This is a genomic window from Azospirillum ramasamyi (assembly GCF_003233655.1).
Lineage (GTDB): Bacteria > Pseudomonadota > Alphaproteobacteria > Azospirillales > Azospirillaceae > Azospirillum > Azospirillum ramasamyi.
Window position 1 is genome coordinate 1,413,781 of sequence record NZ_CP029829.1, and the last position, 24,710, is coordinate 1,438,490.

A 24,710-nucleotide genomic window follows, 5' to 3' on the forward strand; every position below is an offset into this window, starting at 1 on the left:
CTCATTGATGCGATAAAACGCCACGTAATAAGGCAGAACGCCTACGAAAAACCTCTGGGTGGACAGGGTTGTTCGCAGGCGTTGCCAACCGGGTCTTGCGCCATTTTCTGCACTGCAAACAAAGCGCGCAAATCATGGAGGGACGAATGCCGGACGATCAGGCCTTGCCGACCAGCGCCACCCGGGTCCACGGCCTCAACTGGGCCAGCGCCTCCAGCACCATAGGCCCGACCAGCCCGGAAATCAGCGCGACACAGAAGATCACCCCGTCCCCGGCATCCATGCGGTGCAGCACCACGCGGGCCCCGGCGGCGAACATCGCGTGATGCAGGTAGATCGCGTAGGACGACGCCCCCACCGTGCGGAAGGCCCGGCTGGACGGCATCACATGGAGAAGGGTCACCGCTCCGCCCATGCCGCACAGCAGGGCGACGCCGCTGTTCCAGCCGAATTGGGACAAATATCCCCAAAGCGAAGCTTGGTGCAGGCCCACCCCCACTCCCAGCGCCACTCCGGCGGTCGCCAGAAGCAGGTTCCGCGGCACCATCGCACGGAAGCGGGTCACCCCGACGCCCAAAAGGAAATGGGGCAACAGGAAGAAGGCCTCGTTCACCGACAGGATGTTCGAGTCGAAACGCACGGTCAGGCAAGCGATCATCGCCAGAGCCATCGCCAGCGCGAACCTGCCCGGACGGTCCATCAGCTTCGCCGCATCGAGCAGCGCCACAACGGTGAAGATCAGGAACAGCGCCTGCAGGTACCAGAAGTGGGCGTAGGGGAAGACGTAGATCCGCCACATCGAATCGGGAGCGAAAGTCCCGTTGGCACCGGGTGCGTTGGTCTGCAGGAAATAGAAGAGAGCGGACACCACCAGGAACGGGAAGCCCAGCCGGCGCAGCTTCTTGAGGAAGAACGTCGTCAGCTGCTCGACCCGGGCCGGGTTCAGGGCATAGACCAGCCCGGAGATGAAGGTGAAGAGCGGCATGCGAATCAGCTCGAAGCTGTCGGTGGCGTAACGGTAGAACGATCCGTCCTCCACCTGCATGCCCGCCCCGGGAATCCCGACCACATGGTAGGCGACCAGCAGGATGCAGGCCAGCCCCCGCAATTCAACCACATGATATGGTAACTGGTTCTTGCGCATGGCTACTCCGGACACCGGGCTGTCATCGCCGCCGGAGGGTCGGACGGCGCGGATGGACCGAACCGCCAGCTCCGCCTTGAGCGGCCTGCGGAACATGGCGCCTGGGCAGGTCGATTGCACTTCGTTCAATTGTGCTGAAGCTATCCCGTGCGATATCTACCGTTGCACCGGACCTACCCAATGCACGGACAGAGCGGCGCGCCCGGGTTCATCCGGCCGGTTCCCTAGGAATGGGATGGGTTTTCCAAAGGTGGCAGCACGAGCGGCCGGATTTTCGCTTGCTACCACTGCCGGCCTGTGCATACTGCGCCGCTTCATAACTCCTTGCCGGCGGCCCGCCGTCGGCTAGGCCCGGGCGGCTGATCCGATCCATGAGGGATTGGGCGCAGCGCCGGACCATGAACAGCCATGGGGAGTGCAATGGCACTTTACGAGTGCGTGCTGATCGCGCGCCAGGACATTTCGGCCGCCCAGGCCGAGCAGCTCTCTGAGCAGTTCGCCCAGATCATCCGCGACAACGGCGGCACGATCGCCAAGAGCGAATACTGGGGCCTGAAGACCCTCACCTACAAGATCAAGAAGAACCGCAAGGGTCACTACACCCTCTTCAACATCGACGCGCCGGCCGCCGCCGTCGCCGAGATGGAGCGGAACATGAGCATCAGCGAAGACGTGCTGCGCTTCATGACCGTGCGTGTCGACGCCCTCGATGCCAACCCGTCGGCGATGATGCAGAGCCGCAACGAGCGTGGTGAGCGCGGCGAGCGTGGCGACCGTGGTCCGCGTCGCTTCGACGACCGTGGCCCGCGTCCGCCGCGCCGCCAGGAAAACGTTGCCGCCGCCGAAGGGGAGACCGCGTAAATGTCCGACAAGCAGACCACGGGCGCTCCCGCCCGCACCGGCGGCGCCCGCCGTCCGTTCTTCCGCCGCCGCAAGACCTGCCCGTTCTCCGGCGCGAACGCCCCGGCGATCGACTACAAGGACGTCAAGCTGCTGTCCCGCTTCATCTCCGAGCGCGGGAAGATCGTCCCGAGCCGCATCACCGCGGTCTCGACGAAGAAGCAGCGCGAACTGGCCCGCGCCATCAAGCGCGCCCGTTTCCTGGCCCTTCTCCCCTACGTGGTGAAGTAAGCCCGGCAAACGGCCGAAGGGTATCGGTGAAGGCAGTCAAGGGGTTTCCATGGCCTTGGGTTCGGCCGGTCCGCTGGTGTTCGCCGTCGGCGGCGGTTTGATAAGCGCGTTCTTCTATCTGTCCGTCATGTTCGGCGGGATGGGAGCGCTGATCCTGGGCTATCTGGCCCCCCTGCCTCTGTTCCTCATGGGACTGTGGCTGGGGGCGGCGGCGGTGACGGTGGCCGGTCTGGCCGGCGCCGCCGCGGTGTTGCTGGGCACTTCCGGCAGCATGCTGGTGGCGCTGTCCTACTTGGTGACCGGGGCCGTCCCGGCGATCCTGGTGGTGAGGCAGTCGCTTCTGGCGCGCTCCCGCGAGGATGGAACCCTGGAATGGTATCCGCCCGGCCGGGTCCTGATGGGCCTGACCGGGATGGGCGTGGCGGCTCTGCTCGCCGCGGTGATCCTGACGCTCGGACAGCCCGGTGGGCTGGAGGGGCTGATGCGCGAGACCCTGGCTCGAGTCGTCGAGCCGGCGTTCCGCATGCAGGGCCAGCCGGCCCCGGATCCCGAGGCAATGTGGGTGGCGGCCGTCCTGCCGGGAATGGTTGCGGTCTCATGGCTTGTCATGACGATCGTCAACGCGGTGCTGGCGCAGGGGGCGTTGATGCGGTTCGGCCGCAACCGTCGTCCCGCCATGCGTCTGGCCGAACTGGAGTTGCCCACATGGCTGGCGCCGCTGTTCGCGGTGTCGGTCGCGGCGGCTTCGTTCGTGCCGGGAACCTTCGGGTTCCTGGCAGTCAATCTGGCATTGATCCTGGCGGTTCCTTTCGCCTTCGCCGGGCTTTCGGTGGTTCATGTATTCGCCAGCAACCGGTCGGCGCGCACGCTGATCCTGGTTGGCTTCTACATGATGCTGTTTCTCTTCGGGTGGCCGATCCTGCTTTTGGTCGGCCTGGGCATGATCGAGCAATGGATCGGGCTGCGCCGCCGGTTTTCCCCCGCGGCCCCCGGTCAGGAGGACGAGTGATGGAAGTTATTCTGCTGGAGCGGGTCGAGAAGCTCGGCCAGATGGGCCAGGTCGTGAACGTGCGTCCCGGCTTCGCCCGCAACTATCTGCTGCCGCAGAAGAAGGCCATGCGCGCCACCAAGGCGAACCTGGCCGTCTTCGAGAAGCAGAAGGCCCACCTTGAGGCCGTGAACCTCGAGCGCCGCAAGGACGCCGAGCATGTCGCGACCAAGATGGACAACGTGACGGTCGTCGTGATCCGTCAGGCTGCCGAGACCGGCGTCCTGTACGGTTCCGTGACCACCCGCGACGTCTCCGAGGCGCTGACCGCCGCCGGCTACAAGACCGACCGCAAGCAGGTCCAGATCGATACCCCGATCAAGACCCTGGGTCTGTTCAAGCTGCGCGTCGTCCTGCACCCGGAAGTGTCGATCACGGTCACGGTCAACGTCGCCCGTTCGGCCGAAGAGGCCGAGCTGCAGGCCCAGCGCGGCGGCATGATCACCGCTGCCGACCTGCGCGACGACGAAGACGAGGAAGAGACCTTCGTCGAAGAGACCGCGACCGAGGAAGAGGAGGGCTGATCGCCCTTCCGCCGCCGGCGGACCGGATCAGGGTCCGGCGCCGCCGCGGCACCATCGTACCGCTCGTCCGGAAGCCGCCCGCCCCAACCGGGGCCGGGCGGCTTTCCGCGTTCTGGAGCGGCTTTGCCATCGAGACCATGTCCCGACCGGCATGCATACATCCGCAATTCCCGATTTGGGAAGCAATCCTGCCCGATTGACGGATTGTCGCACCCCATTCCCGGCTCCATGCTGATTTCGGCACCGCGGAAGGAGTTCGGCATGCTGCTGGTTCGTCTGCTTGCCGCCGCCATGGGCGACGGAACCCTGGACCTCGTCACCGTCGATGGGAAGCGCCATCGGATCGGCTCCGGCTTACCGAAACTGACGCTGCGGCTCCATGACCGCGCCGTGGAGCGGGAGCTTCTGACCAACCCGCGCCTGCGTTTCGGCGAAGCCTATATGGACGGCCGCCTGACGGTCGAAGGCGGAACCATCTACGACCTGCTGTCGATGCTGATGAGCGGCAGCGATGTTCAGGGGGTGCTCGGCCGCGCCGCCGAGACGCTGTCGCCACTTCTGCGCCGTGCGCAGCAATACAATCCGATGCGACGCTCGCGGCGGAACGCCGAGCATCACTACAATCTGTCGCGCCGGTTCTATGAACTCTTCCTCGACCGCGACATGCAGTATTCCTGCGCTTATTTTCCCGAGCCGGGCATGTCGCTGGACGATGCGCAGGAGGCCAAGAAGCGCCATATCGCGGCGAAGCTGCTGCTGGTGCCGGGAATGCGCGTGCTCGACATCGGCTGCGGCTGGGGTGGCATGGCGCTGTATCTCGCCCGGCGCTCAGGCGCACGGGTGACCGGCATCACGCTGTCCTCCGAACAGTTGGAGGTGGCGAAGCGGCGGGCCGAAGAAGCCGGGCTGGCTGATCGCGTCACGTTCGAGTTGCGCGATTATCGCGATTTCGCCGCCGCCCACCCGGCCGCCTTCGACCGCGTCGTCTCGGTCGGCATGTTCGAGCATGTCGGCGTGCCGCATTACCGCGGCTATTTCGACGCCGTTCGCGACATGCTGAAAGATGACGGCGTGGCGTTGATCCACGCCATCGGCCGGATGGATGGACCGGGCTTCACCAATCCGTGGATGCGGAAGTACATCTTCCCCGGCGGCTACTCCCCCGCCCTGTCCGAGGTGCTGCCGGTCATTGAGCGGTCCGGGTTGCTCACGACCGACCTGGAGGTGCTGCGCCTGCATTACGCGGAAACCCTGCGCCATTGGCGCAGCCGGTTCGACGCGCGGCGGGCCGAAGCAAAGGCGCTGTATGACGAACGCTTCTGCAGGATGTGGGAGTTCTACCTGGCCGGTGCGGAACTGGCGTTCCGGCTGCAGGGGCACATGGTATTCCAGGTGCAGGTCGCTCGCTCCCTGGGTGCGGTGCCGCTGACCCGCGACTATATGGTGAATGCGGAACGCCATCTGGCCGAGGCATCGGCAGGCATCGATGCAAGCACCGGAACCATTCCGAAGCTCCGATCCGCACACAGCGCGGAGTCGGCGACCTGACCTGTGCAGGGGGTCGATCGGCGCCTTTGGATCGGCTCACGCCCACCGGAGAGCCGCGATCCGCCCAACCGGTAATACCAATTGACCATCATGGCTGGCCGCAGGGCCGTGTTGCAAGCGGAATCGTGCGACATCGACGCCTAAGCCGCCGCCGTGCCTTCCTTTCCGTAACGGGGCGATGCTATATAACCGCGATTGATTTCCGCCCGGGGTACCGGGGAGCCACCCATGCGGCATGCTCTCCGGCAACAAGCGCCCGCTGGACGACGCGCCCGGCCTCCAAGGAATGACAACGCCCTTACCCGTTCGGGGAGATCTCGCACCCATGACCAAGATCAAGGTAGCCAATCCGGTCGTCGAACTCGACGGCGACGAGATGACGCGCATCATCTGGCAGTTCATCAAAGACAAGCTGATCCTGCCCTACCTCGACATCGACCTGAAGTACTACGACCTCGGCATCGAGAACCGCGACAAGACCGACGACAAGGTCACCGTCGAGTCGGCGAACGCCATCAAGCAGTATGGCGTCGGCGTGAAGTGCGCGACCATCACCCCGGACGAAGCTCGGGTGAAGGAATTCAACCTCAAGAAGATGTGGAAGTCGCCGAACGGCACGATCCGCAACATCCTGGGCGGCACCGTCTTCCGCGAGCCGATCGTCTGCTCGAACGTTCCGCGTTACGTCCCGGGCTGGACGAAGCCGATCATCATCGGCCGCCACGCCTTCGGCGACCAATACAAGGCCACCGACTTCGTCGTTCCCGGCCCGGGCAAGCTGACCATCAAGTGGGAAGCGGCCGAGGGCGGCGAGAAGATCGAGCATGAAGTCTACGACTTCCCCGGCGCCGGCGTCGCGATGGGCATGTACAACCTCGACGAGTCGATCGAAGGCTTCGCCCACTCCAGCTTGATGTACGGCCTGGAGCGCGGCTACTCGGTCTATCTGTCGACGAAGAACACGATCCTGAAGGCCTATGACGGGCGCTTCAAGGATATCTTCCAGAAGGTCTTCGACGAAAGCTACGCCGACCAGTTCAAGGCCAAGGGTCTGGTCTACGAGCACCGCCTGATCGACGACATGGTCGCTTCTGCCCTGAAGTGGGAAGGCGGCTTCGTCTGGGCCTGCAAGAACTACGACGGCGACGTGGAGTCGGACGTCGTGGCGCAGGGCTTCGGTTCGCTGGGTCTGATGACCTCGGTGCTGGTGACGCCGGACGGCAAGACCGTCGAGGCCGAAGCCGCCCACGGCACGGTGACCCGTCACTACCGCGAGCACCAGAAGGGCAAGGAAACCTCGACCAACCCGATCGCCTCGATCTATGCTTGGACCCAGGGTCTGGCCTATCGCGGCAAGTTCGACAACACCCCGGACGTGGTCAAGTTCGCCCAGACGCTGGAGCGCGTCTGCGTCGAGACCGTCGAATCCGGCTACATGACCAAGGATCTCGCCATCCTGATCGGCCCGCAGCAGCCGTGGATGACCACCAAGCAGTTCCTGGACAAGCTGTCGGACAATCTGGAAAAGAAGATGGCCGCCTGGTCGTAAGGCCGGTTGCTTTTAACAGGGTGCGACGCCGCGTCCGGGTCAAACCGCACCGCGGCTCGGCTAGGGTTCGGGCGGGGAGTTTCGGCTCCCCGCCTTTTTCTTGTCCAGTTCAGGAAAGGACCGAACCCGATGCCCAACGATCTGTTCCGCGTCGCCGTCGTCGGCGCCGGCGAGACCGGAACGCCCCTGCTCCGCAAGTTGCTGGCCGCCCCCTTCGTCGAACTGCTGGGCGTGGCCGACCTTGATGCAGAGGCGCCGGGTATGCGCCTCGCCAGCCACCGCGGCATCAAGACCACCACCGACTTCCAGGAATTGGCCCGTTTGGGCGAGCAGTTGGACGTGCTGATCGACGTCACCGGCGTGCCGGCGGTTCGCGAATCCCTGCGCAAGGCGATGCAGGAGACCGGCAACCATCACACGGTGATCGTCCACGAGATGGTCGTGCAACTGATGCTGTCGCTCCTGAGCGGCGAATTGGTGCGCCTGAAGCACGACACTCAGGACTATTGAGGCGGCGGGATTTGCAGGCTCCGTGAATTGCCTCATGATGGGCGGAGGGTGTCCACCGTGGCGCCCGCCCATGTCAGGAGCGGCTTTCGATGGAACTCGGCATTCTGGTGATTGCGGCATTCGTTCTGGTCGTCATTCTGGCGATCACCAGCGTCCGCATCGTCCCCCAGGGCTTCAACTACATCGTCGAGCGGCTGGGCCGGTATCAGGAAACGCTGCTGCCGGGATTCAACGTCATCTTTCCGGTCATCAGCTCCGTCCGCGCGAAGGTCGACATGCGCGAGACCGTGGTGGACGTGCCGTCACAGAGCGTCATCACCAAGGACAACGCCGCGGTGACCGCCGATGGCGTGATGTATTTCCAGGTGCTCGACCCGATGAAGGCGACCTATGAGGTCAACGACCTGCAGCGGGCGATCCAGACGCTGGCGATGACCACCACCCGCACGGTGATGGGTTCGATGGACCTGGACGAGTTGCTGAGCCAGCGCGAAGCGATCAACGCCAGCCTGCTCCGCGCGGTGGACGAGGCGACCGCATCCTGGGGCGTGCGGGTGACCCGCATCGAGCTGCGCGACATCACCCCGCCCGACGATATCGTCCAGGCGATGGGCCGGCAGTTGAAGGCCGAACGCGACCGCCGCGCCCAGATCCTGGAGGCCGACGCCGAGAAGGAAAGCCAGATCCGCATCGCCCAAGGCAAGCTGGAAGCCGCCAAGCTGGAAGCGGAAGCACGCGAAAGGCTGGCGGAGGCGGAGGCCAAGGCGACGCGTCTGGTCTCGGAGGCGGTGGCGCAGGGATCGAACCAGGCGCTGGGCTATTTCCTCGGCCAGAAGTACATGGAGGCGTTGCAGGCCTTCGCCGCCTCCCCCAACCAGAAGACCATGATCCTGCCGGTGGAACTGGCCGGCGTCGCCGGTGCGCTGGCCGGGCTGGGTGAACTGCTGCGCGACGCCACCCCGCCCCGCACGCCCGCCGCGCAACCGCCGACTCCGCGCAATCGATGGTCCGTACCACCGACCACACCCCCGGCGGACGGGGAGTGACCGCATGTCGCCTCTGCTGTGGGGAGCGCTGGGTGCCTTGCTGATCGCGGCTGAGCTGGTGCTGCCGGGGATTTTCCTGATCTGGTTCGGCGGCGCGGCTTTGCTGACCGGGCTCGTCACTGCGCTCTGGCATGATTGGGGGCTGGTCAACGAGGCTGGCTTCTTCACCATCGCCGCAGGCGCCGCGGTGGGCGTCGCCATCGCCCGGGCCCGGCGGCGCAAGGCGTCGGCGGAAGGCGACGCCGCACGGATCAACGACCGCGCAGGCCAGTTGGTCGGCCGGGCGGTGACGCTGACCGAACCAATCGCCAACGGTCACGGACGCGTGTTCGTCGGCGATACGCTCTGGGCGGTGGAAGGGCCGGACCGGCCGGCGGGGTCCGCGATGGTGGTCGCGGGACACCGCGGAATGGTGCTCGTGCTGCGCGACGCGGTCGACCAGCGGCAGGGGGCGCGATGACGGCGCCCAACAAAAAAGCCCGTCTCTCCCCCGAGAGCGGGCTTTTTTGAACGACCGGTCAAGCGCTCAGGCAGCGCCGACGTTGCGGTCTTCTTCACGCTTCTTGCTGCCCGAAGCCGGCTGATAGGCCAGGGCGGCGTGTTCGGCGCAATAGGGCATGCCGGCCAAGGCGTTCTTGCCGCAGAAATGGAAATCCTGGTGCTTGGGATCGCCGACCGGCCATTTGCACATCCGCTCCGTCAGGGCAAGGATGGTGGCGCCGCGCGTCGGCTTCTTCTTGATGGGCGACGGCCGGCCCGACAAGCCCAGACGGTGGGCCTTGCCGATGACCGCGTTGCGGGTGATGTCTCCCAGAATGTCGGCGATCTCGCTCGCGCTCAACCCCTGGGACCAGAGATCCTTGAGCTGTTGAATCCGTTCGTCCGTCCAACTCATCCCCGAGTACTCCCGATCCGGTGTCCGGTTATGCTGTGGCAAACAGGTCACGGTCTAGTGCCGTTTTCCATAAGCCGCAACATTTTGTGCCAGCCGGTGAGGAAGCTACCAGATGACGGCCGCCAACGATAGGGGGGCGCGGCAACATTCCTGTTGATAAGTCCGTGGGTAGACTCATGAATTCAGAGCGCCATACACCTCCTCCGCGACACCGGACAGAGTGTCCCGATCGAGCTCCCCGGTGACGGCCAACGCTAAGCCATTGTCTTGCCAATACAAAGCGCGCACCCCGCCAATCTGGGCGAAGCGGAACGCTGAACCTTTGGTGTTAGGGTCTGGGCGGATATACAACGTGATGCGACGCCCGGCCGCATCCTCGTACATGTACAAGGCCACAGGTCCAACGGAATCGGCCAAAAGACGCCCGCCGATCAATTGGTACCCCCCTCGTGTGACTTTTGGGCAACGCATGGTCTTGCCCAGCCGCTTGGACAGCCAGTTCACCAGATGCGCCTCCTGCTCCACGCCGATCTCGACCGGATGGCGGACCTCGACGGAGAAGACACGGTGGGCCGCGACGGCATCGGCGATGAAGGCGGCGGTCGGCTGCTCTGGCGCCCCGGCCATCCGGTCGCGCAGAAGCCAGCCGCTGGCCCCGCCGGCAACGAAGACCAGGAGGGAGGCGGCGACCGCCGTGCCCCACAACGCCCCCCTGCCCCACCTTGCGGCACTCCAGCGGCCGGGGGCGGGAGCCGGATGCTCGCGCGCGGTAAAGGGCGGGGTCAGCCGGTCGGGCAGCGGCCGGTCGATCAGCGGACCGAAGCACTGCCCCATCATGGCGCGTTGCGCGCGGTAGCGTTCGAAGCGGCGGGCGGTCTCGGGGTGGTCGGCGAGGTGGCGCTCGACATCGGCCAGACGCTCCTCCGGCAATTCGCCGTCCAGCCAGGCATGAAGCTCGGCCTCGGTCACGGGATTGCGGGTGCCGCTCATCACTTGATCCTCCTGACCACCTGCTGGGAACCGCCGTCCAGCAGGACCCTCAACTTTTCGCGCGCCCGGGCCAGCCGCGACATCACCGTCCCGATCGGCAGTTCAAGGACCTCCGCCACCTCGCGGTAGGACAGCCCCTCCATTCCCGTCAGCAGCAGGATGGTGCGGTGTTCGTCGCTCAACTGGGCGAAGGCCCGGGCGAAGTCGCGCACCGCCCCGCGGTCGGCCGGCGGCGCGCTGAGCGCCAGATCGTCGGCCAGATCCTCCACCGGCACCTCGGCCCCGCGCCGCCGCCGGCCGCGCTGGCCGGAGATGTGCAGGTTGTGCAGGATGGTCATCAGCCAGCCGCCGAGCTTCGACGGGTCGCGCAGCGCATGGCGGTTGGCCAGCGCCTTCTCCACGCAATCCTGGACCAGGTCGTCGGCGTCGGAACGGTTGCCCACCAGGGCGGTGGCATAGCGCCGAAGCCGCGGCACATGGTCGGCGATGGCGCGGTCATCGATGTCGGGCGGGCTCATCAAAGGTCCGGGAAGGGCGTCGTCACCGCTCATGACGCCCCGCCCTGCCGGTTTATTCCGGCCGCCCCCATGGTGTCACAGCCCCGGCGAGGAGAAGCCGGCCTTGCCGTCGAAATTGCAGAGGTTTTCGGTCTGGGTGAAGTCGATTCCGGCCTCCGCCAGCCGCCCCAGCAGCTCGACGATGGCCCCGTGCTGCACCGGCCCGCCATGCGCCAGGAAGCGGCAGCGCCAATGGTCGGTGCAGAAGACGTCGGCATTGCCGTCCGGCCAGACCCGCTGGGAGCGGTTGGAGATGCTGGCGAGCGTCAGCGCCTCTGTCGACAGCGGCAGGATCAGTTCCGCCAGATCGTCGGGCAGGCCGCCGGACCATTGCAGGAAGACGTCGACACCCACCAGTTCCTTGAGCGCGCGGACGCGCGGCGCCAGCCGGTTCAGCCCGTCATAGGCCGGCCGCATGGTGGAATAGCCGACCGGCGGCATGGTGACGGGGGTCTGGCCGAGCCGCTCCACCACCGCCTCGGCGAAGGCGCCGGTGCCGGCGCGTACCCGGCCAAGGCCGCGGGCGTAGATGTCGGCGGTGTGGATGCCGTCCTCGATGGTCTTCAGCCACGCATTGTGGATGCGCGCGGCGATGTCGCCCTGGCCGATATGGACCAGCATCATCACCGCGGCCATCAGCAGGCCCGACGGGTTGGCGATCCCCTGCCCGGCGATCATCGGGGCGGAGCCGTGGATCGCCTCGAACATGGCGCAGGTCTCGCCGATGTTGGCCGAGCCGGCCAGCCCGACCGAGCCGGTCAACTGGGCCGCGATGTCCGACACGATGTCGCCGTAGAGGTTCAGGGTGACGATGACGTCGAAGCGCTCCGGCTGATCGGCCAACCGGGCGGCGCCGATGTCGACGATCATGTGGTCGGCCTTGATCTCCGGATAATCGGCCGCGATCTCGTAGAAAATCTTCAGGAACAGCCCGTCCGTCATCTTCATGACGTTGTCCTTGACGAAGGCCGTCACCTTTTGCCGGTGGTTGGAGCGGGCGAAGTCGAAGGCGTAGCGGACGATGCGTTCGGAGCCGGGGCGCGAGATCAGCTTCACCGACTGGATCACGTCGTCGGTCTGCCGGTGCTCGATGCCGGCGTAAAGGTCTTCCTCGTTCTCGCGGATGATCACCACGTCCATGCGCGGATGCCGGGTCCGCACATAGGGATGGTAGGACACGCAGGGGCGGACATTGGCGAACAGGCCCAGCGTGGTGCGGGCGACGACGTTCAGCGACTTGTTGCCGTATCCCTGGGGCATGGTGATCGGCCCCTTCAGGAAAACGCGCGTGCGGCGGATCGATCCCCAGCCGGCGGCATCCAGCCCGCCGGGATGGCCGCGCTTGTAGACCGCCTCGCCAGCCGGAACCTCTTCCACCTTCAGGCGTGCGCCGGCGGCAGTCATCACATGAAGCACCGCGTCCGTGATTTCAGGACCGATGCCGTCGCCGCGGGCGACCGTGATGGGGGTGATATCGCGCATGCACTCACTCCAAGGGGACGCGCGACCGTAGACGGAAACCGGGGGATTTTTCAATGGTCGGAGGCAGCGACGGATCGCAGCAACCGCCGGGGAGCGGCAGGGTGCCCCCCTCTTCCCGTTCGGGCGAAGTCGAGGGGGGCGAGCACCGGTCAGTGATGGGCTCCGGCAAGGCCGCCGCGGCCGTCCGGCAGGCCGATGCTGACATTCTGCATCATGCCCTGATCCTCATGGTCGAGGATGTGGCAGTGCAGGACATATTCGCCGATGAAGCGCTCGTACCGGGTGCGGATCGTCACCTTGTAGGTGCCCGTCGGCGGCTCGGTGGAGGCGAGCGGCTGGCTGATGTCGCTCTTCACCCAGATGGTGTCCTTCCACATGCCCTTCATGCCGGCATAGTCGGGATCGCCGGAACCGGCTTCGCTGACGTCGCGCCCGTCGGGACCGATGATCGACACGACCTGGAACGGGTTGACGTGGATGTGGAAGGGATGGCTGACGAAATAGGACTGCAGCTCCCATTGCTGGGCGGTGCCCAGCACCACCGGCCGGTCGACCACGCCCGGCTGGTAGGCGGACGCACCCTTGGGGCCATAGGTGCCGTCGGGGTTCTGCACCACCTCGAAGCTGTTGGAAACCTGGAACAGCGGGTTGGTCCGCGTCGCCCCCTCGGGCGGGAGGTTGATGTAGAAGACCAGTTCCTGCTTGGGCTGGTGAACCACCTCATGCTCGGTGATCGGCGGATGGGCGGTGAAGCGGGTGAAGCGCGGGCAATAGGGGGTGTCGACCATCGTCTTGCCGCCCATTGCTTTCTCAGCGCAGCGGGCGTTCAGGTCGCCGATCACCTCCTTGGCGACGGCCGGCGCGTATTTCGTGGCGTTGGCCGACAGTTGGCGGATCGTCTCCTTCACCGGGTCCTTGACCACGCGGTCGCCGCGCACGCGGACGAATCCGAGCACGCCGGTGGAGGTCGCGGTCCGGTCCGGGCTGGCGTTGGCCGCCGACGGCTTGTTGACGACGCAGTAGATGCCTGCTTCTGGAAAGTTGACCAGCAGGTCGTCGCGATAGCCGGGCTGCATCGGCACGCTGGTCCGCACCTGTCCCTCGTTCAGGGTCAGACCATCCGCGGCGGCCAGGATGTAGGGGACCGGCTGCCCGGTGCAGCGTTCCTTGGCGAAGCGGTCCTGCTCGGCGGCCGAGAGGGTCTTCTCGCGCTGGAAGAAGTCGGTGACGTCGAGCTTGCGGAACTCCACCGTGATGGGGGAGCGCACACCGCCATGGATCAGGCGCCAACGCTCGGCCTCCCCGACCTTGGCGTTGGCGAAGATCGGACGCACGCGGCCGTTGACGGTGGTGAAGCGCCCGGACTGTTCCCAGGTGTTCGGCGCGAACTGATCGTAGGAGACGATCTCGCCCACCTCGCCCGGCGCGCAGCTCCAGTCGATGGAACCGTCGGACTTGGTCTTCAGCTTGCCGTCCTTGGTGCAGGCGTAGGGGATCTGCTCGAACAGCAGGACCCGCTCGGTCATCGCGGCACCCTTGGGGCTCTTCAGCAGGGTGTCGAGGTCGCCGTTGGCGTCGCGCGTCGGCGGGCGGTCGCCGCGGATGATGAGCGCGCCGGCCATGCCGCTGCCGACCTGCAGAGCGGTGGAGCCGTGGCGGTGCGGGTGGTACCAGAAGGTCCCCGCCGGATGGTCGGCCGGAATGTTGTATTCATATTCGAAGCTGACGCCGGGATTGATCGACACCAGGACATTGTCGCTGTTGCCGGACGGGCTGACCCAGACGCCGTGGCTGTGCAGGTTGGTGCCGTTGAAGCAGTGCGGGTTGTTGATGTCCGCCTGCGCCTGATTGTTGCAGTCGGGGTCGGCCGGAAGCTGGTTCTGCAGCTTGATGCGGACCGTGTCGCCCGGAGTCGCTTCGATGGTCGGGGCCACGAAGGGGTGGCTGGGGTCGACGTCGGTGCCGCGGTAGCTGCGCAGCCGCACCGGATCGGGGCGCCCCTGCGCCGGGTTGCGGATGAAGCCGTCGGTGAAGGTCACGAACAGGTCGTAATTGCGCAGTTGGCCGCTATGCGGACGGGGGGCCGCCTGCGGCTGGCGCAGCAGGAGCGAGCCGGCGCGCGGCGCGGTCGAAGTGTTCAAGACCGGCGGATTGCCGAAAGTCTCCCCGGCCGGCTCGGCGCTGTCCTTCGCGGAAGCGGTTGCCGCCATGACGGCTGGTGCCACGCCCAGCGCCAGGGGCAGAAGCACGCCGATTAAGTATGCATTTTTCACGAATATCTCCATCAAATGCAGATATTCGAGGGTATTATGCATCCTGGAAATTGTTTATTTTTACATTGTCACACGTTGATTCGTGCGGCGGCCGGTTATGAGCGGCCGTGCAACGCCGGGCAGCAGAACACTATTCATCACCGGATACCGCTTTCCTGGCGCCGGGGAGGCCTGCGCACCATGACCGCCGGGGCGGTGGTGGGGGAGATCGCCCTGGTTCTGGGCCAGACCCGCGGCGCCGCAGTGGTGGTTGAGACCACCTCCATCATCCACCGCCTGATCGCCGCGACCCTGGCCCGGCTGGAGCGCGAAGCCCCGGAACTGGCGCTGGTCCTGCACCGCATCCTGGCGACGACGCTGGCCCGGAAGGTGACGCAGGCGAACCGGATGATCGAGCAGGCGGCGGGGCGAGACGGCCGGTCGGCGCCCTGGGGCGGGAATGGAACGTTTGGAACGCCGTGAACCGTTTTCCCGACGGCGTTCAAACGTTTCATTCTTTCACCGGGGGCCGTTCACCGGCGGCGGGTGTAGGGCCCCTCCCCGCCCTGCCGCTCCAACGCCGAACCCAGGTTGGGGTACGGATCGTCGGGATTGAAGGTCCAGGGATAGACACCCTTGGGGCCCTCGGCCTCCGGCCGGGCGAGGATGGCGGCGATGTCCTCCGGCTCGGGCAGGCGGCGCTCGCGGATCGCGCCGGGAACGCTGTCGTCGTCGAAGGCAGGTTCCAGCGCGGCGGACGCCTCGGCGGTCGGCGATTCCGGGACCGTAGGAGACGGGGTGCGGTTGTTCGCGGCGGTCGGGGCGTTGCCCGTGGCATCGGCGCCGAACTCCTTGAGCAAACCCAGTTTCTCGGCCAGCCAGCGCACGGTACCGGGATCGCCGATGGAGACCAGCCGTTCGATCTGCTCCGTCACCAGGGCGCGGAGCGAGGACAGGCGAAGATCCGCCTCCCGGTTCAGCGCCTGCCTCTCCCACCAGACGCGATGGCGGAAGTGCTGCGAGCCGTAATAGGCCCGCCACAGCGTGGTGCGGCTGCAGCCCATGGCACGCGCGACCTGCTGGAAGGAGGCCCCGCGCGCCAGCATGCCGGCGGCCATGATCCACTGTTCCTCGTGAAAGCGCGAACCGGGGACGAGGGAGCCATCGGGCGGGAGCGGCGGCTCCTCCGCCCAGCAGGGGAAGTTGTCGGCGGGGCGGACGGTGGAGGCGGCTTTGGTGGCGGTTTCGGCGGGGTTCAGACAATCGGGCATGGGGGCGGCTCCGGCGTTAGATGGGCGGACGCTCCTATTTCACCGGGAAACGCTCAATTTTGATAGGATAAAAATCATATTCTTCGGTGTGGGGCAATCCCACCTCCGCGCCGAGACAGCTTGGGATGGGAGCAGCAGGTGTCACCGCGACGGTCAGCCACCGCGACGGTCGGCAGGTGAACCACACTTCCAGGGTGCGTTAATTAAAATTGAAAGTCAGATATGGATGCATCGTATCGCCTGATACATCTCGTCATAAAACACTCACCACCTCAACGAGCCCGCGACCGAGGAGATCGAGTGCCATCGGAGATAAGAGGAGTATCATCAACGGCAATCGGACAACCAAAAAGCACGCTCAGAGAGCCGGTCATTATCCGCAAAACCAAGTCAAAGCATACACATGCAATAAGAGGCGACTATACACACCAACTTATCACGCAATTGTGTTCTTTTACGTTCTAATACAGATGTACACTCACGACTCATTCCAGATGATATATTTGATTCTTTTTGAATCAAACATTTTATTGATAAAAATGGAGAATAGAACGATCCTTTCCTTGCACCGGGCATCAGCGTCTTGTGTGCGTTGAATTGGCACTAATCATAGAAACCAGGAGCATAGAAATGCGTTCTTCTTTCAAGGTTGGCATGATCGGCACCGTTCTGACCGTCGCGGCCTTTGTGGCCGGCGCCGCCCACGCCGACACGGTGGTCATCTCCTCGCACGCCAGCATCGGCGCCCCGGTGCAGAACCCCTCGTCCAGCATGACCTGGGCGCAGAACCCGACCACGGACAACCTGGCGGTCCAGGTGGCCGGCAAGACCTGCACCCTGGTCAGCTCGGCCAAGGCCATCGGCGCCACCGGCTGCAACTATGCCCTGAACGTCGGCCCCGATGGCACGATCACCGGCGCGCTGACCGCCGGCAACCCGGGCTGCACCCCGACCGCCCAGGTCGCCAGCAGCTGCAAGTAATGCGGCAGACGCATCGGCGGCATGGTTCGCGCCATCGCCGCCGATGACAGTCCGGCAAGCCCCCCCGTCTTCGCGTTCATCGCCGAGCCGACGCGGAGGGGGGCTTGGCCGGATTTTTGCGTCAGCCGCAGCAAGTGATTACGGTATTTGCCGCTCCCTTGCACCCAGCCATCCAAGCCATTCTGTTCGGCAAGGCTTTCAGCAGCGTAAATTGCCAGACAAGATCCCTTCGTATTCTTCTGCGTTACAGAGTCCTCTTCGACGCCGAACCGGAGGCAATGTCCGCGTGGGCGCATCCGCCCCGCATTCGCCAGCCTGCAGACATGCCATTGGGAGCGTCGAAGCAGCACATACAGGAAGATAATCTAGAAAGATTATTACATGCAGAAGATACATCTACCCACCAGAACCATCAAAAATATTGCAGAACAACGAAATTTTACAATATAATTGCTAGGCAATGACCTGCCAAATTCTCCTTAAACCGCATATTTTTCAATCACTATCAACCTTATGGTGAGGACGATGCTCGGATCTTTCGGCTCTCTGTTGGGATTCGGAGGGAAAAATCTTGTAGTGGCAATTGGAATTGGAGTCACACGCTTAACAGTAGAGAAAATGGATATGGGAGGCGGAAAATCCGTTTCCCTAGACGCAAATCATTGGATGAATCAAGGGGGAACCTCAGACCAAAAGGTGATATTCGGTGGAGAAATTTCACTATGCAAACTCTATGGAGTAAGTAAGTTTGAAAAATTCGATCAGCCTTTTTTATTTAAAGATATAGGCAAGAATGACACAATCGTCTTTAATACCCATGGTTGCGCAGGTTTTCTGGATGAATACAACGCATCCCAGCTCCTGGACAGCATGTTGATGAAGGATTTCAAGTTCTGTAAGGATATACATTTATGGGCCTGCGATGTTGGAAAAGGATATGACTGCTTTGCCCAACATCTGACAGACGAGATACATAAAAGACTCAAAATCGAAGTGCCGGTATGTGCTCCGGCCGGCATACTGCAGAGATCGGTCGATGGCAAATTTTCCATTGTTGGTTTTCCAATTGATCAGGGATGGACTTGGTTCCATCCATCAACCAAGGGAATAAGCTCCAGCAATTACGTCGGCGCCACCAAATCGCCGCCCCCAAGATCATGAGACTGTCGAATCCCAAGCATGGACACAGCATGCAGACCAAGCCTTTGAAACGGCTTTTCACCTCCCCAACTCCCGCATAGCCCCGTCCAGCCCCTCCAGCGTCAGTGGGAACATCCGCCCGCCCATCAGGCGCTGGAGCAGGCGGGTGCTTTCCGTGTAGTCCCAGTATTGCGGCGGGGTCGGGTTCAGCCACACCGCCTTGCCGTAGACCGACAGCAGGCGCTGCATCCACACATGACCGGCTTCCTCGTTCCAGTGCTCGACGCTGCCGCCGGGGTAGACGATCTCGTAGGGGCTCATGGCGGCGTCGCCGACGAAGACCAGCTTGTAGTCGGCGGGATAGGTGTGCAGCACGTCCCAGGTGGAGATGCGCTCGGTATGACGGCGCGCGTTGTCGCGCCAGACGCCTTCATAGACGCAGTTGTGGAAGTAGAAGTGCTCCAGGTGCTTGAATTCGCTGCGCGCGGCGGAGAACAGCTCCTCCACCAGACGGATGTGGTCGTCCATCGAGCCGCCGACGTCGAGGAACAGCAGCACCTTGATCGTGTTGTGACGCTCCGGCACCATTTTCAGGTCGAGCCAGCCGGCGTTGTTTGCGGTGGCGCGGATGGTGCCGGGAAGGTCCAGTTCGCTGGCCGCACCGCTTCTCGCGAACTTGCGCAGGCGGCGCAGGGCCACCTTGATGTTGCGGGTGCCGATCTCAACCCGGTCGTCCAGATTCCTGAATTCGCGGCGGTCCCACACCTTCACCGCGCGGCGGTGGCGGCTCTCGTGCTGGCCGATGCGGATGCCTTCCGGGTTGTAGCCGTAGGCGCCGAAGGGCGAGGTGCCGGCGGTGCCGATCCATTTCGATCCGCCCTGGTGCCGGCCCTTCTGCTCGGCCAGGCGCTGGGCCAGCGTCTCCATCAGCTTGTCCCAGCCGCCGAGCGCCTGTACCTGCGCCTTCTCCTCGTCGGTCAGGAAGCGTTCGGCCAGCTTGCGCAGCCACTCCTCCGGCAGTTCGGTGACGGGGACTTCCTCGCCGGATGCCGCCTCGTCGGTCAGGCCCTTGAAGGTGGCGGCGAAGACACGGTCGAAGCGGTCGAGGTTCCGTTCATCCTTAACCAGACATGCACGACTGAGGTAATAGAAATCCTCGACGCGGAAGGACGCGGTGCCCTGCTTCATGGCCTCCATGAGCGTCAGGTACTCCGTCAGCGAGACGGGAACGCCGGCCTTGCGCAGATCGAAGAAGAAACTCGTGAACATGAGAGCGGTCCTTCGCACGGTCCTACCAAGCGGAGAGTAATGCCCCAGCCGAGAGAACACCATGAGCCTGCCAAACGCTTCACTGCCGAACGCCCCCCTCCTCGATTTCGCGCGGGCGCTGGAATTCGCCGCGCACAAGCACATCGACCAGCGCCGCAAGGGCGTGCGCGCCGAACCCTACGTCAACCACCTGTCCGAAGTGGCCCTGCTGGTGGCGGAGGCGACGGCGGGCAAGGATCCGGTGGTGGTGATCGCGGCTCTGCTGCACGACACGCTGGAGGACACCGACGCCAGCTATGAGGAGATCGAACAGCTGTTCGGCGTCGAGGTGGTGCAGGTCGTGGCGGAAACCACCGACGACAAGCGCATGTCGAAGGCCGAGCGCAAGCAGCACCAGATCGACGCCGCTCCCCATGCCTCGACTCGGGCGAAGCTGGTGAAGCTGGCCGACAAGGTGTCGAACCTGCGCTCCATGGCGCACAGCCCGCCCGCCGACTGGCCGCTGTCGCGCAAGGTCGAGTATTTCGAATGGGCCCATGCGGTGGTCGCCGGCCTGCGCGGCACCGACGCCCGGCTGGAGGCCCTGTTCGACCGCGCCTATCACGACGGGCTGGCCGAGCTGCGCGGGCAGAAGACCGTTTGAGGGGGCCGGCAGGCGCGGGGCCCGGTGGCTGAAACGCGGCCGGATTGACATTGCGCAATGCGGCTCCATCACCGAAGTCTTATGGAGAAGGGACGAAGCTGACGCCACCCGTGCCGCCGACGGCCGAGGAACCACGCCATGTCCCTTCCGCAAGAAGACTCCACCCTCACCCGCCGCCCGGCCCAGGCCGACAAGCCCGCCGCAGCGTCCCACGCCGAACAGCATGAGGAGCCGGGCCGGCACTGGTTCGTGAACCGGCCGAAGGTCTATGCCGCCGACGTCAAGGGCCGCTTCCGCCAGCTGAAATGGGCGGCGCTGATCGTGCTTCTGGCGATCTACTACGTCACGCCGTGGATCCGGTGGGAGCGCGGGCCGGGCATCCCGGACCAGGCGGTGCTGATCGACATGGTCGGGCGCCGCGCCTATTTCCTGTGGATCGAGATCTGGCCGCAGGAGGTCTATTACCTGACCGGCCTGCTGATTCTCGGCACCTTCGGCATCTTCTTCGCCACCACGCTGGCAGGGCGCATCTGGTGCGGCTACGCCTGCCCGCAGACGGTGTGGACCGACCTGTTCATGTGGGTGGAGCGCAAGATCGAAGGGCCGCGCACCGCCCGCATCCGGCTGGACAAGGCGCCGATGACCGGGGCCAAGCTGGCGCGCAAGACCGCCAAGCATGCGGCGTGGGTGGCGATCTCGGTGATGACCGGCGGGGCGTGGGTCTTCTACTTCAACGACGCGCCGACGCTGATGAACGACCTGCTGCATGGGAACATCACCAGCGGCGTCGCCACCTTCATCGCGCTGTTCAGCTTCACGACCTATTTCTTCGCCGGCTGGGCGCGCGAGCAGATCTGCATCTATGTCTGCCCGTGGCGCAGCTTCCAGTCGGCGATGGTGGACGAGGACACCTTCCTGGTCACCTATGAGGACTGGCGCGGCGAGGGCCGCGCGCCGATGCGCAAGTCGCAGAGCTGGGACGACCGCAAGGCGGCGGGGCTGGGCGACTGCATCGACTGCAAGCAATGCGTCCATGTCTGCCCGACCGGCACCGACATCCGCGAAGGACAGCAGATCTCCTGCATCGGCTGCGGCCTGTGCGTGGACGCCTGCAACGACGTGATGCGGCAGATCGGCCGGCCGCTCGACCTCGTGCGCTTCGACACCCAGTCGAACCAGATCGCCAAGATCGACGGCAAGCCGGAGCGGGTGAAGCTGGTCCGCGCCCGCACCGTCATCTATTCGCTGATCATGCTGATCGTGGTCTGCGCCATGGCGATCGCGCTGGTGCTGCGACCGACGCTGGACGTCAGCGTGCTGCGCGACCGGGCGCCGCTGTTCGTGATGCTGTCGGACGGGTCGGTGCAGAACGCCTACACCATCAAGCTGCTGAACAAGACGCACACCGCCCGCAGCTATACGGTGACGGTCGAGGGGCTGCCCGACGCGCATCTGGCGGTCGCCGGCTACGACGATGCCGGCAGCGGCGGCAGCGTGACGCTGCAGGCGGAGGCCGACTCGGTGGCGACCTACCGGGTGTTCGTGAAGGTGCCGGCGGCGGCGGTGAAGCCGGGCTCGACCGACGTGGCCGTGGTCGCCGAGGATCAGGCGAGCGGCGAGGTCGGCCGCCATGTCAGCGTGTTCATGGCGCCGTGAGGCAGTGCCGCCCTCTCCCGCCTTGGGAGAGGGCTTTTCCTTACGCCTCCGTCACCTTTGTCCGCGTCCGCTTTACGGTGGCGGGGGGCGGGGCGTCGCCGGTCGGATCGTCGAGCGCGCTCAGCAGGCGTTCCTTGATCTTCGCCAGCTTGCCCTCATGCGTCACCTTCAGGCCGAAGACGTCCTTCACATAGAAGACGTCGATGGCCTTCTCGCCGAAGGTGGAGACCTTGGCCGAGCTGATCTGCAGGGTCAGGTTCGACAGCGCGCGGGTCAGGTCGTAGAGCAGGCCGGGACGGTCGCGGCCGTTCACCTCGATCACCGTGTGGGTGGTGGAGGCGTTGTTGTCGATCAGCACGCGCGGCGGCACATGGAAGACGCGGGTGCGGCTGGCATGGGCGGTGCGGCGGGTCGACAGGTCGTTCAGCGGCTTCAACTGGCCCGACAGCACCTTCTCGATCATCACCGACAGCCTGGCGAGCTTGTCGCCGCTCTCGAACGCACCGCCGCCGGCGGCGTCCTGGACCGAGAAGACGTCGAGCGCCATGCCGTTGGTCATGGTGAAGATGCGGGCATCGACGATGTCGGCGCCGCAGGCCGCCAGCGCCCCGGCGAGGCGGGAGAACAGACCGCTGTGGTCGGTGGCGTAGATCGTCACCTCCGTCACCGCGCGGCCTCGGTCGACGCGGGTTTCCACCGTCAGGGGACGATGCTCCCGCTCGGCATCGCGGACGATGCGGGCCTGATGGGCCAGCGTGTCGGTGTCGAAGGCCAGCCAGTAGCCGGGATAACCCAGCCCCTTGTGATGCTCGAAGGCGGCATCGTCGAAGTCGGTCAGCTCGGCGCGCAGCGCCGCCTGGGCGGACTGGATGCGGCGTCCCCTGCCCTCCACCGTCATGCCGCCGGACATCATTTCCTCGGAGCGGTTGTAGAGCTCGCGGAGAAGCGTGGCCTTCCAGTTGTTCCAGCGCTGCGGCCCCACCGCGCGGATGTCGGCCACCGTCAGCACCAGCAGCAGCCGCAGGCGTTCCGGCGACTGGACCAGCGCCACGAAGTCGCGGACGGTCTTGTCGTCCTCCAGGTCGCGCTTGAAGGCGGTGTGCGACATGGCGAGATGCCAGCGCACCAGCCACGCCACCGTCTCCGTCTCCTCCGCCGTCAGGCCGAGCCGCGGGCAGAGCTTCTCCGCCACGCGGGCGCCCAGCACCGAATGGTCGCCGCCGCGCCCCTTGGCGATGTCGTGCAGCAGCAGCGCCACGTAGAGCGCGCGCTTCGACACCACCTTGTGGATCACCTCGGTGGACAGCGGCAGCTCGTCGGCATGCTCGCCGGAGGCGATCTTGTGCAGGATGCCGAGAGCGAACAGCGTGTGCTCGTCCACCGTGTAGACATGGTACATGTCGTACTGCATCTGCGCGACGACCCGGCCGAAATCGGGGATGAAGCGGGCCAGCACCCCGGCCTCGTTCATCCGGCGCAGCGTGATCTCCGGATCCTTCGGGCCGGTCAGGATGTCGAGGAACAGCCGGTTGGCCTCGGGATCGTTGCGCAGCTTCGGCCCGATGGCGGACAGCGAGCGGGTGATGGCGCGCAATGCCGCCGGGTGGATGTCGATGTCGTGGATCTGGGCGGTGTGGAACAGGCGGATCATGTCGATCGGCTGTTCCTTGAACTGCTTGTCGCTGCGGGCGTTCAGCCGCTCGCCGTCGACGATGAAGCCGTCCACGTCCTTGCGCCGGGCGACCGAGGCCAGACGCAGCAGGTTGAACTTGGGCGGACGCTTCGATTCGGCCTCCAGCGCCGCGCAGAAGATGCGCGTCAGGTCGCCGACGTCCTTGGCGACCAGGAAATAGTGCTTCATGAAGCGCTCGACGCCCTTGGTGCCGGCATGGTCGGTGTAGCCCATGGCGGCGCCGATGCTGGTCTGGACGTCGAAGGTCAGGCGGTCTTCCAGCCGGCCGGTCAGGTAATGCAGGTGGCAGCGCGCGGTCCACAGGAAGTTCTGCGCCTTGGCGAAGCGCTGCGCCTCCTCCGGCGTCAGCACCTTCTTGCCGACCAGCTCGTCCACGCTCTCGACGCGGTAGAGATACTTGGCGATCCAGAACAGGGTCTGCAGGTCGCGCAGGCCGCCCTTGCCGTCCTTCAGGTTGGGTTCCAGCACATAGCGGCTGTCGCCCATCTTCAGGTGGCGGTTGTCGCGCTCCGCCAGCTTGGCCTCGACGAATTCGGGGCCGGAGCCGGCGACGACCTCCTTGTCGTAGCGCTTGCGCAACTCGGCGAACAGCTTGCCGGGGCCCCAGAGATAGCGCGATTCGAGGATGGCGGTGCGGATGGTGACGTCGGCCTTGGACTGGCGGATGCAGTCGTCGACACTGCGCACGGCATGTCCGACCTTCAGCCCCAGATCCCACAGGATGTAGAGCATGTATTCGACCACCTGCTCCACCCGCGGCGTGCGCTTGTAGGGAAGCAGGAACAGCAGGTCGATGTCGGAGAAGGGCGCCAGCTCGCCACGGCCATAGCCGCCGGTCGCCGCCACGTCGAACACCTCGCCGGAGGTCGGGTTGGCGGTGGGGAAGATGAAGCGGACGGTGAAGTCGGCCAGCGTGCCCACCACCCGGTCGGCGAGGTAGCAGTTCTCCCGCACGCATTGCTCGCCCGACCCGCCGTCGTCGAAGCGCCGCCGCACCTCCGCCCGGCCGTCGGCCAGCGCCTTGCGCAGGCAGGCGATCAGCGCCGGGCGCAGCTTGTCGCCGGTGCCGTGCTCGGCGACCAGATCCTCAAGTTCTCCCGACAGCTTGCGGCGGGAGATGATGGCGCGCTTGTTGGGAATGGCCAGCGCGGCGGGTTCGGGCGGCGTCGGCGTCTTGGAGCGGGCGGACAGCATCGGTCGGGGAAAACCTCGGGCGTTCTGGCGGCTTTCGGGCGGTCCGGAACGGCCGCGGCGGACACTATAGCGGTAAAGCCTCCAGGTAGCACGCCCGCACTCGAAAACCAGCCCCGCCGCCATGTGGCAGTGACGGCCGTCACAGCGGCGCACGGATTGCGCTGACAGACTGTCCCGCATGGATCGG

23 protein-coding genes are annotated in these 24,710 nt (G+C 65.1%); 14 read left to right on the plus strand and 9 right to left on the minus strand.

All coding sequences use genetic code 11. The annotated features are described in order from the left end of the window. Positions 1-157: 157 nt before the first annotated feature. The gene (locus DM194_RS06535; RefSeq protein ID WP_246024123.1) at positions 158-1,144 is read right to left on the minus strand and encodes an acyltransferase family protein; all 987 of its coding nucleotides are present in this window, start codon (positions 1,142-1,144) and stop codon (positions 158-160) included. 420 nt (positions 1,145-1,564) lie between these two features. Here DM194_RS06535 and rpsF point away from each other — a divergent pair, with 420 nt between their 5' ends. The 9 genes from rpsF (at position 1,565) to DM194_RS06580 (ending at position 8,960) form a co-directional block, all read left to right on the plus strand. Next, entirely contained in the window at positions 1,565-2,005 is a 441-nt protein-coding gene (rpsF, locus tag DM194_RS06540) for a 30S ribosomal protein S6 (protein ID WP_111066484.1), read from the plus strand. Then, a complete protein-coding gene (gene rpsR, locus DM194_RS06545; protein WP_012974291.1) occupies positions 2,006-2,275 on the plus strand; it encodes a 30S ribosomal protein S18 in 270 nt (89 codons plus the stop codon). Positions 2,276-2,324: 49 nt separating this feature from the next. Then, the gene (locus DM194_RS06550; RefSeq protein WP_111066485.1) at positions 2,325-3,284 is read left to right on the plus strand and encodes a YybS family protein; all 960 of its coding nucleotides are present in this window, start codon (positions 2,325-2,327) and stop codon (positions 3,282-3,284) included. Then, positions 3,284-3,847, plus strand: coding sequence for a 50S ribosomal protein L9 (gene rplI / locus DM194_RS06555; RefSeq protein ID WP_111066486.1), 564 nt, complete (start codon positions 3,284-3,286; stop codon positions 3,845-3,847). Before DM194_RS06550 ends, rplI begins: the two co-directional genes overlap by 1 nt. A 261-nt stretch (positions 3,848-4,108) precedes the next feature. Further along, entirely contained in the window at positions 4,109-5,395 is a 1,287-nt protein-coding gene (locus DM194_RS06560) for an SAM-dependent methyltransferase (RefSeq protein ID WP_111067800.1), read from the plus strand. Positions 5,396-5,720: 325 nt separating this feature from the next. After that, positions 5,721-6,944 carry an NADP-dependent isocitrate dehydrogenase gene (locus DM194_RS06565; protein ID WP_111066487.1) on the plus strand — a complete coding sequence of 408 codons (1,224 nt, stop codon included), beginning with the start codon at positions 5,721-5,723 and terminating at the stop codon, positions 6,942-6,944. 129 nt (positions 6,945-7,073) lie between these two features. Continuing rightward, positions 7,074-7,454 (plus strand): oxidoreductase, encoded by a 381-nt coding sequence (locus DM194_RS06570; protein WP_111066488.1) that lies wholly within the window; start codon positions 7,074-7,076, stop codon positions 7,452-7,454. Between the two features lie 89 nt (positions 7,455-7,543). Then, positions 7,544-8,500 (plus strand): SPFH domain-containing protein, encoded by a 957-nt coding sequence (locus DM194_RS06575; protein WP_111066489.1) that lies wholly within the window; start codon positions 7,544-7,546, stop codon positions 8,498-8,500. 4 nt (positions 8,501-8,504) lie between these two features. Continuing rightward, positions 8,505-8,960, plus strand: coding sequence for an NfeD family protein (locus DM194_RS06580; protein WP_111066490.1), 456 nt, complete (start codon positions 8,505-8,507; stop codon positions 8,958-8,960). Positions 8,961-9,026: 66 nt separating this feature from the next. On the opposite strand, the gene DM194_RS06585 is transcribed toward DM194_RS06580, so the two are convergent. From DM194_RS06585 to DM194_RS06605, 5 genes are all read right to left on the minus strand, one after another. After that, positions 9,027-9,395 (minus strand): GcrA family cell cycle regulator, encoded by a 369-nt coding sequence (locus DM194_RS06585; protein ID WP_111066491.1) that lies wholly within the window; start codon positions 9,393-9,395, stop codon positions 9,027-9,029. A 174-nt stretch (positions 9,396-9,569) separates the two neighbouring features. Then, positions 9,570-10,385 (minus strand): anti-sigma factor family protein, encoded by an 816-nt coding sequence (locus DM194_RS06590; RefSeq protein WP_111066492.1) that lies wholly within the window; start codon positions 10,383-10,385, stop codon positions 9,570-9,572. Next, positions 10,385-10,936: an RNA polymerase sigma factor gene (locus DM194_RS06595; protein WP_111066493.1), complete on the minus strand. Its 552-nt coding sequence runs from the start codon at positions 10,934-10,936 to the stop codon at positions 10,385-10,387. The genes DM194_RS06590 and DM194_RS06595 overlap by 1 nt, the downstream gene beginning before the upstream one ends. A 42-nt stretch (positions 10,937-10,978) precedes the next feature. Further along, complete coding sequence (locus DM194_RS06600; protein ID WP_111066494.1) at positions 10,979-12,424, minus strand: NADP-dependent isocitrate dehydrogenase; 1,446 nt, start codon at positions 12,422-12,424, stop codon at positions 10,979-10,981. Positions 12,425-12,573: 149 nt separating this feature from the next. After that, on the minus strand, positions 12,574-14,673 hold the full coding sequence (locus tag DM194_RS06605; RefSeq protein WP_246024124.1) for a multicopper oxidase family protein: 2,100 nt from the start codon (positions 14,671-14,673) through the stop codon (positions 12,574-12,576). A 204-nt stretch (positions 14,674-14,877) separates the two neighbouring features. Between DM194_RS06605 and DM194_RS06610 the strand changes: the two genes are divergently transcribed. Further along, the gene (locus tag DM194_RS06610) at positions 14,878-15,159 is read left to right on the plus strand and encodes a cyclic nucleotide-binding domain-containing protein (RefSeq protein WP_111066495.1); all 282 of its coding nucleotides are present in this window, start codon (positions 14,878-14,880) and stop codon (positions 15,157-15,159) included. Between the two features lie 50 nt (positions 15,160-15,209). On the opposite strand, the gene DM194_RS06615 is transcribed toward DM194_RS06610, so the two are convergent. Beyond that, positions 15,210-15,947, minus strand: a complete 738-nt coding sequence (locus DM194_RS06615; RefSeq protein WP_111066496.1) for a hypothetical protein — start codon at positions 15,945-15,947, stop codon at positions 15,210-15,212. A gap of 654 nt (positions 15,948-16,601) precedes the next feature. Between DM194_RS06615 and DM194_RS06620 the strand changes: the two genes are divergently transcribed. Continuing rightward, positions 16,602-16,928 carry a hypothetical protein gene (locus DM194_RS06620; protein WP_111066497.1) on the plus strand — a complete coding sequence of 109 codons (327 nt, stop codon included), beginning with the start codon at positions 16,602-16,604 and terminating at the stop codon, positions 16,926-16,928. 525 nt (positions 16,929-17,453) lie between these two features. Further along, a complete protein-coding gene (locus tag DM194_RS28020; RefSeq protein WP_162629969.1) occupies positions 17,454-18,089 on the plus strand; it encodes a hypothetical protein in 636 nt (211 codons plus the stop codon). A gap of 57 nt (positions 18,090-18,146) precedes the next feature. On the opposite strand, the gene DM194_RS06625 is transcribed toward DM194_RS28020, so the two are convergent. Continuing rightward, the gene (locus DM194_RS06625; RefSeq protein ID WP_111066498.1) at positions 18,147-19,337 is read right to left on the minus strand and encodes a vWA domain-containing protein; all 1,191 of its coding nucleotides are present in this window, start codon (positions 19,335-19,337) and stop codon (positions 18,147-18,149) included. A 61-nt stretch (positions 19,338-19,398) separates the two neighbouring features. On the opposite strand from DM194_RS06625, the gene DM194_RS06630 reads away from it, so the two are divergent. Then, positions 19,399-19,980, plus strand: coding sequence for an HD domain-containing protein (locus DM194_RS06630; protein ID WP_111066499.1), 582 nt, complete (start codon positions 19,399-19,401; stop codon positions 19,978-19,980). A 138-nt stretch (positions 19,981-20,118) separates the two neighbouring features. Continuing rightward, complete coding sequence (gene ccoG, locus DM194_RS06635; protein ID WP_111066500.1) at positions 20,119-21,636, plus strand: cytochrome c oxidase accessory protein CcoG; 1,518 nt, start codon at positions 20,119-20,121, stop codon at positions 21,634-21,636. Positions 21,637-21,676: 40 nt separating this feature from the next. Here ccoG and DM194_RS06640 read toward each other — a convergent pair whose 3' ends face one another. Next, positions 21,677-24,523 (minus strand): [protein-PII] uridylyltransferase, encoded by a 2,847-nt coding sequence (locus DM194_RS06640; protein ID WP_111066501.1) that lies wholly within the window; start codon positions 24,521-24,523, stop codon positions 21,677-21,679. Positions 24,524-24,710: the final 187 nt, after the last annotated feature.

Coding starts and splice junctions, on each gene's coding strand:
- DM194_RS06535 (WP_246024123.1), bottom strand. CDS start 1,144: ATGCGCAAGAACCAGTTACCATATCATGTGGTTGAATTGCGGGGGCTG.
- rpsF (WP_111066484.1), top strand. CDS start 1,565: ATGGCACTTTACGAGTGCGTGCTGATCGCGCGCCAGGACATTTCGGCC.
- rpsR (WP_012974291.1), top strand. CDS start 2,006: ATGTCCGACAAGCAGACCACGGGCGCTCCCGCCCGCACCGGCGGCGCC.
- DM194_RS06550 (WP_111066485.1), top strand. CDS start 2,325: ATGGCCTTGGGTTCGGCCGGTCCGCTGGTGTTCGCCGTCGGCGGCGGT.
- rplI (WP_111066486.1), top strand. CDS start 3,284: ATGGAAGTTATTCTGCTGGAGCGGGTCGAGAAGCTCGGCCAGATGGGC.
- DM194_RS06560 (WP_111067800.1), top strand. CDS start 4,109: ATGCTGCTGGTTCGTCTGCTTGCCGCCGCCATGGGCGACGGAACCCTG.
- DM194_RS06565 (WP_111066487.1), top strand. CDS start 5,721: ATGACCAAGATCAAGGTAGCCAATCCGGTCGTCGAACTCGACGGCGAC.
- DM194_RS06570 (WP_111066488.1), top strand. CDS start 7,074: ATGCCCAACGATCTGTTCCGCGTCGCCGTCGTCGGCGCCGGCGAGACC.
- DM194_RS06575 (WP_111066489.1), top strand. CDS start 7,544: ATGGAACTCGGCATTCTGGTGATTGCGGCATTCGTTCTGGTCGTCATT.
- DM194_RS06580 (WP_111066490.1), top strand. CDS start 8,505: ATGTCGCCTCTGCTGTGGGGAGCGCTGGGTGCCTTGCTGATCGCGGCT.
- DM194_RS06585 (WP_111066491.1), bottom strand. CDS start 9,395: ATGAGTTGGACGGACGAACGGATTCAACAGCTCAAGGATCTCTGGTCC.
- DM194_RS06590 (WP_111066492.1), bottom strand. CDS start 10,385: ATGAGCGGCACCCGCAATCCCGTGACCGAGGCCGAGCTTCATGCCTGG.
- DM194_RS06595 (WP_111066493.1), bottom strand. CDS start 10,936: ATGAGCGGTGACGACGCCCTTCCCGGACCTTTGATGAGCCCGCCCGAC.
- DM194_RS06600 (WP_111066494.1), bottom strand. CDS start 12,424: ATGCGCGATATCACCCCCATCACGGTCGCCCGCGGCGACGGCATCGGT.
- DM194_RS06610 (WP_111066495.1), top strand. CDS start 14,878: ATGACCGCCGGGGCGGTGGTGGGGGAGATCGCCCTGGTTCTGGGCCAG.
- DM194_RS06615 (WP_111066496.1), bottom strand. CDS start 15,947: ATGCCCGATTGTCTGAACCCCGCCGAAACCGCCACCAAAGCCGCCTCC.
- DM194_RS06620 (WP_111066497.1), top strand. CDS start 16,602: ATGATCGGCACCGTTCTGACCGTCGCGGCCTTTGTGGCCGGCGCCGCC.
- DM194_RS28020 (WP_162629969.1), top strand. CDS start 17,454: ATGCTCGGATCTTTCGGCTCTCTGTTGGGATTCGGAGGGAAAAATCTT.
- DM194_RS06625 (WP_111066498.1), bottom strand. CDS start 19,337: ATGTTCACGAGTTTCTTCTTCGATCTGCGCAAGGCCGGCGTTCCCGTC.
- DM194_RS06630 (WP_111066499.1), top strand. CDS start 19,399: ATGAGCCTGCCAAACGCTTCACTGCCGAACGCCCCCCTCCTCGATTTC.
- ccoG (WP_111066500.1), top strand. CDS start 20,119: ATGTCCCTTCCGCAAGAAGACTCCACCCTCACCCGCCGCCCGGCCCAG.
- DM194_RS06640 (WP_111066501.1), bottom strand. CDS start 24,523: ATGCTGTCCGCCCGCTCCAAGACGCCGACGCCGCCCGAACCCGCCGCG.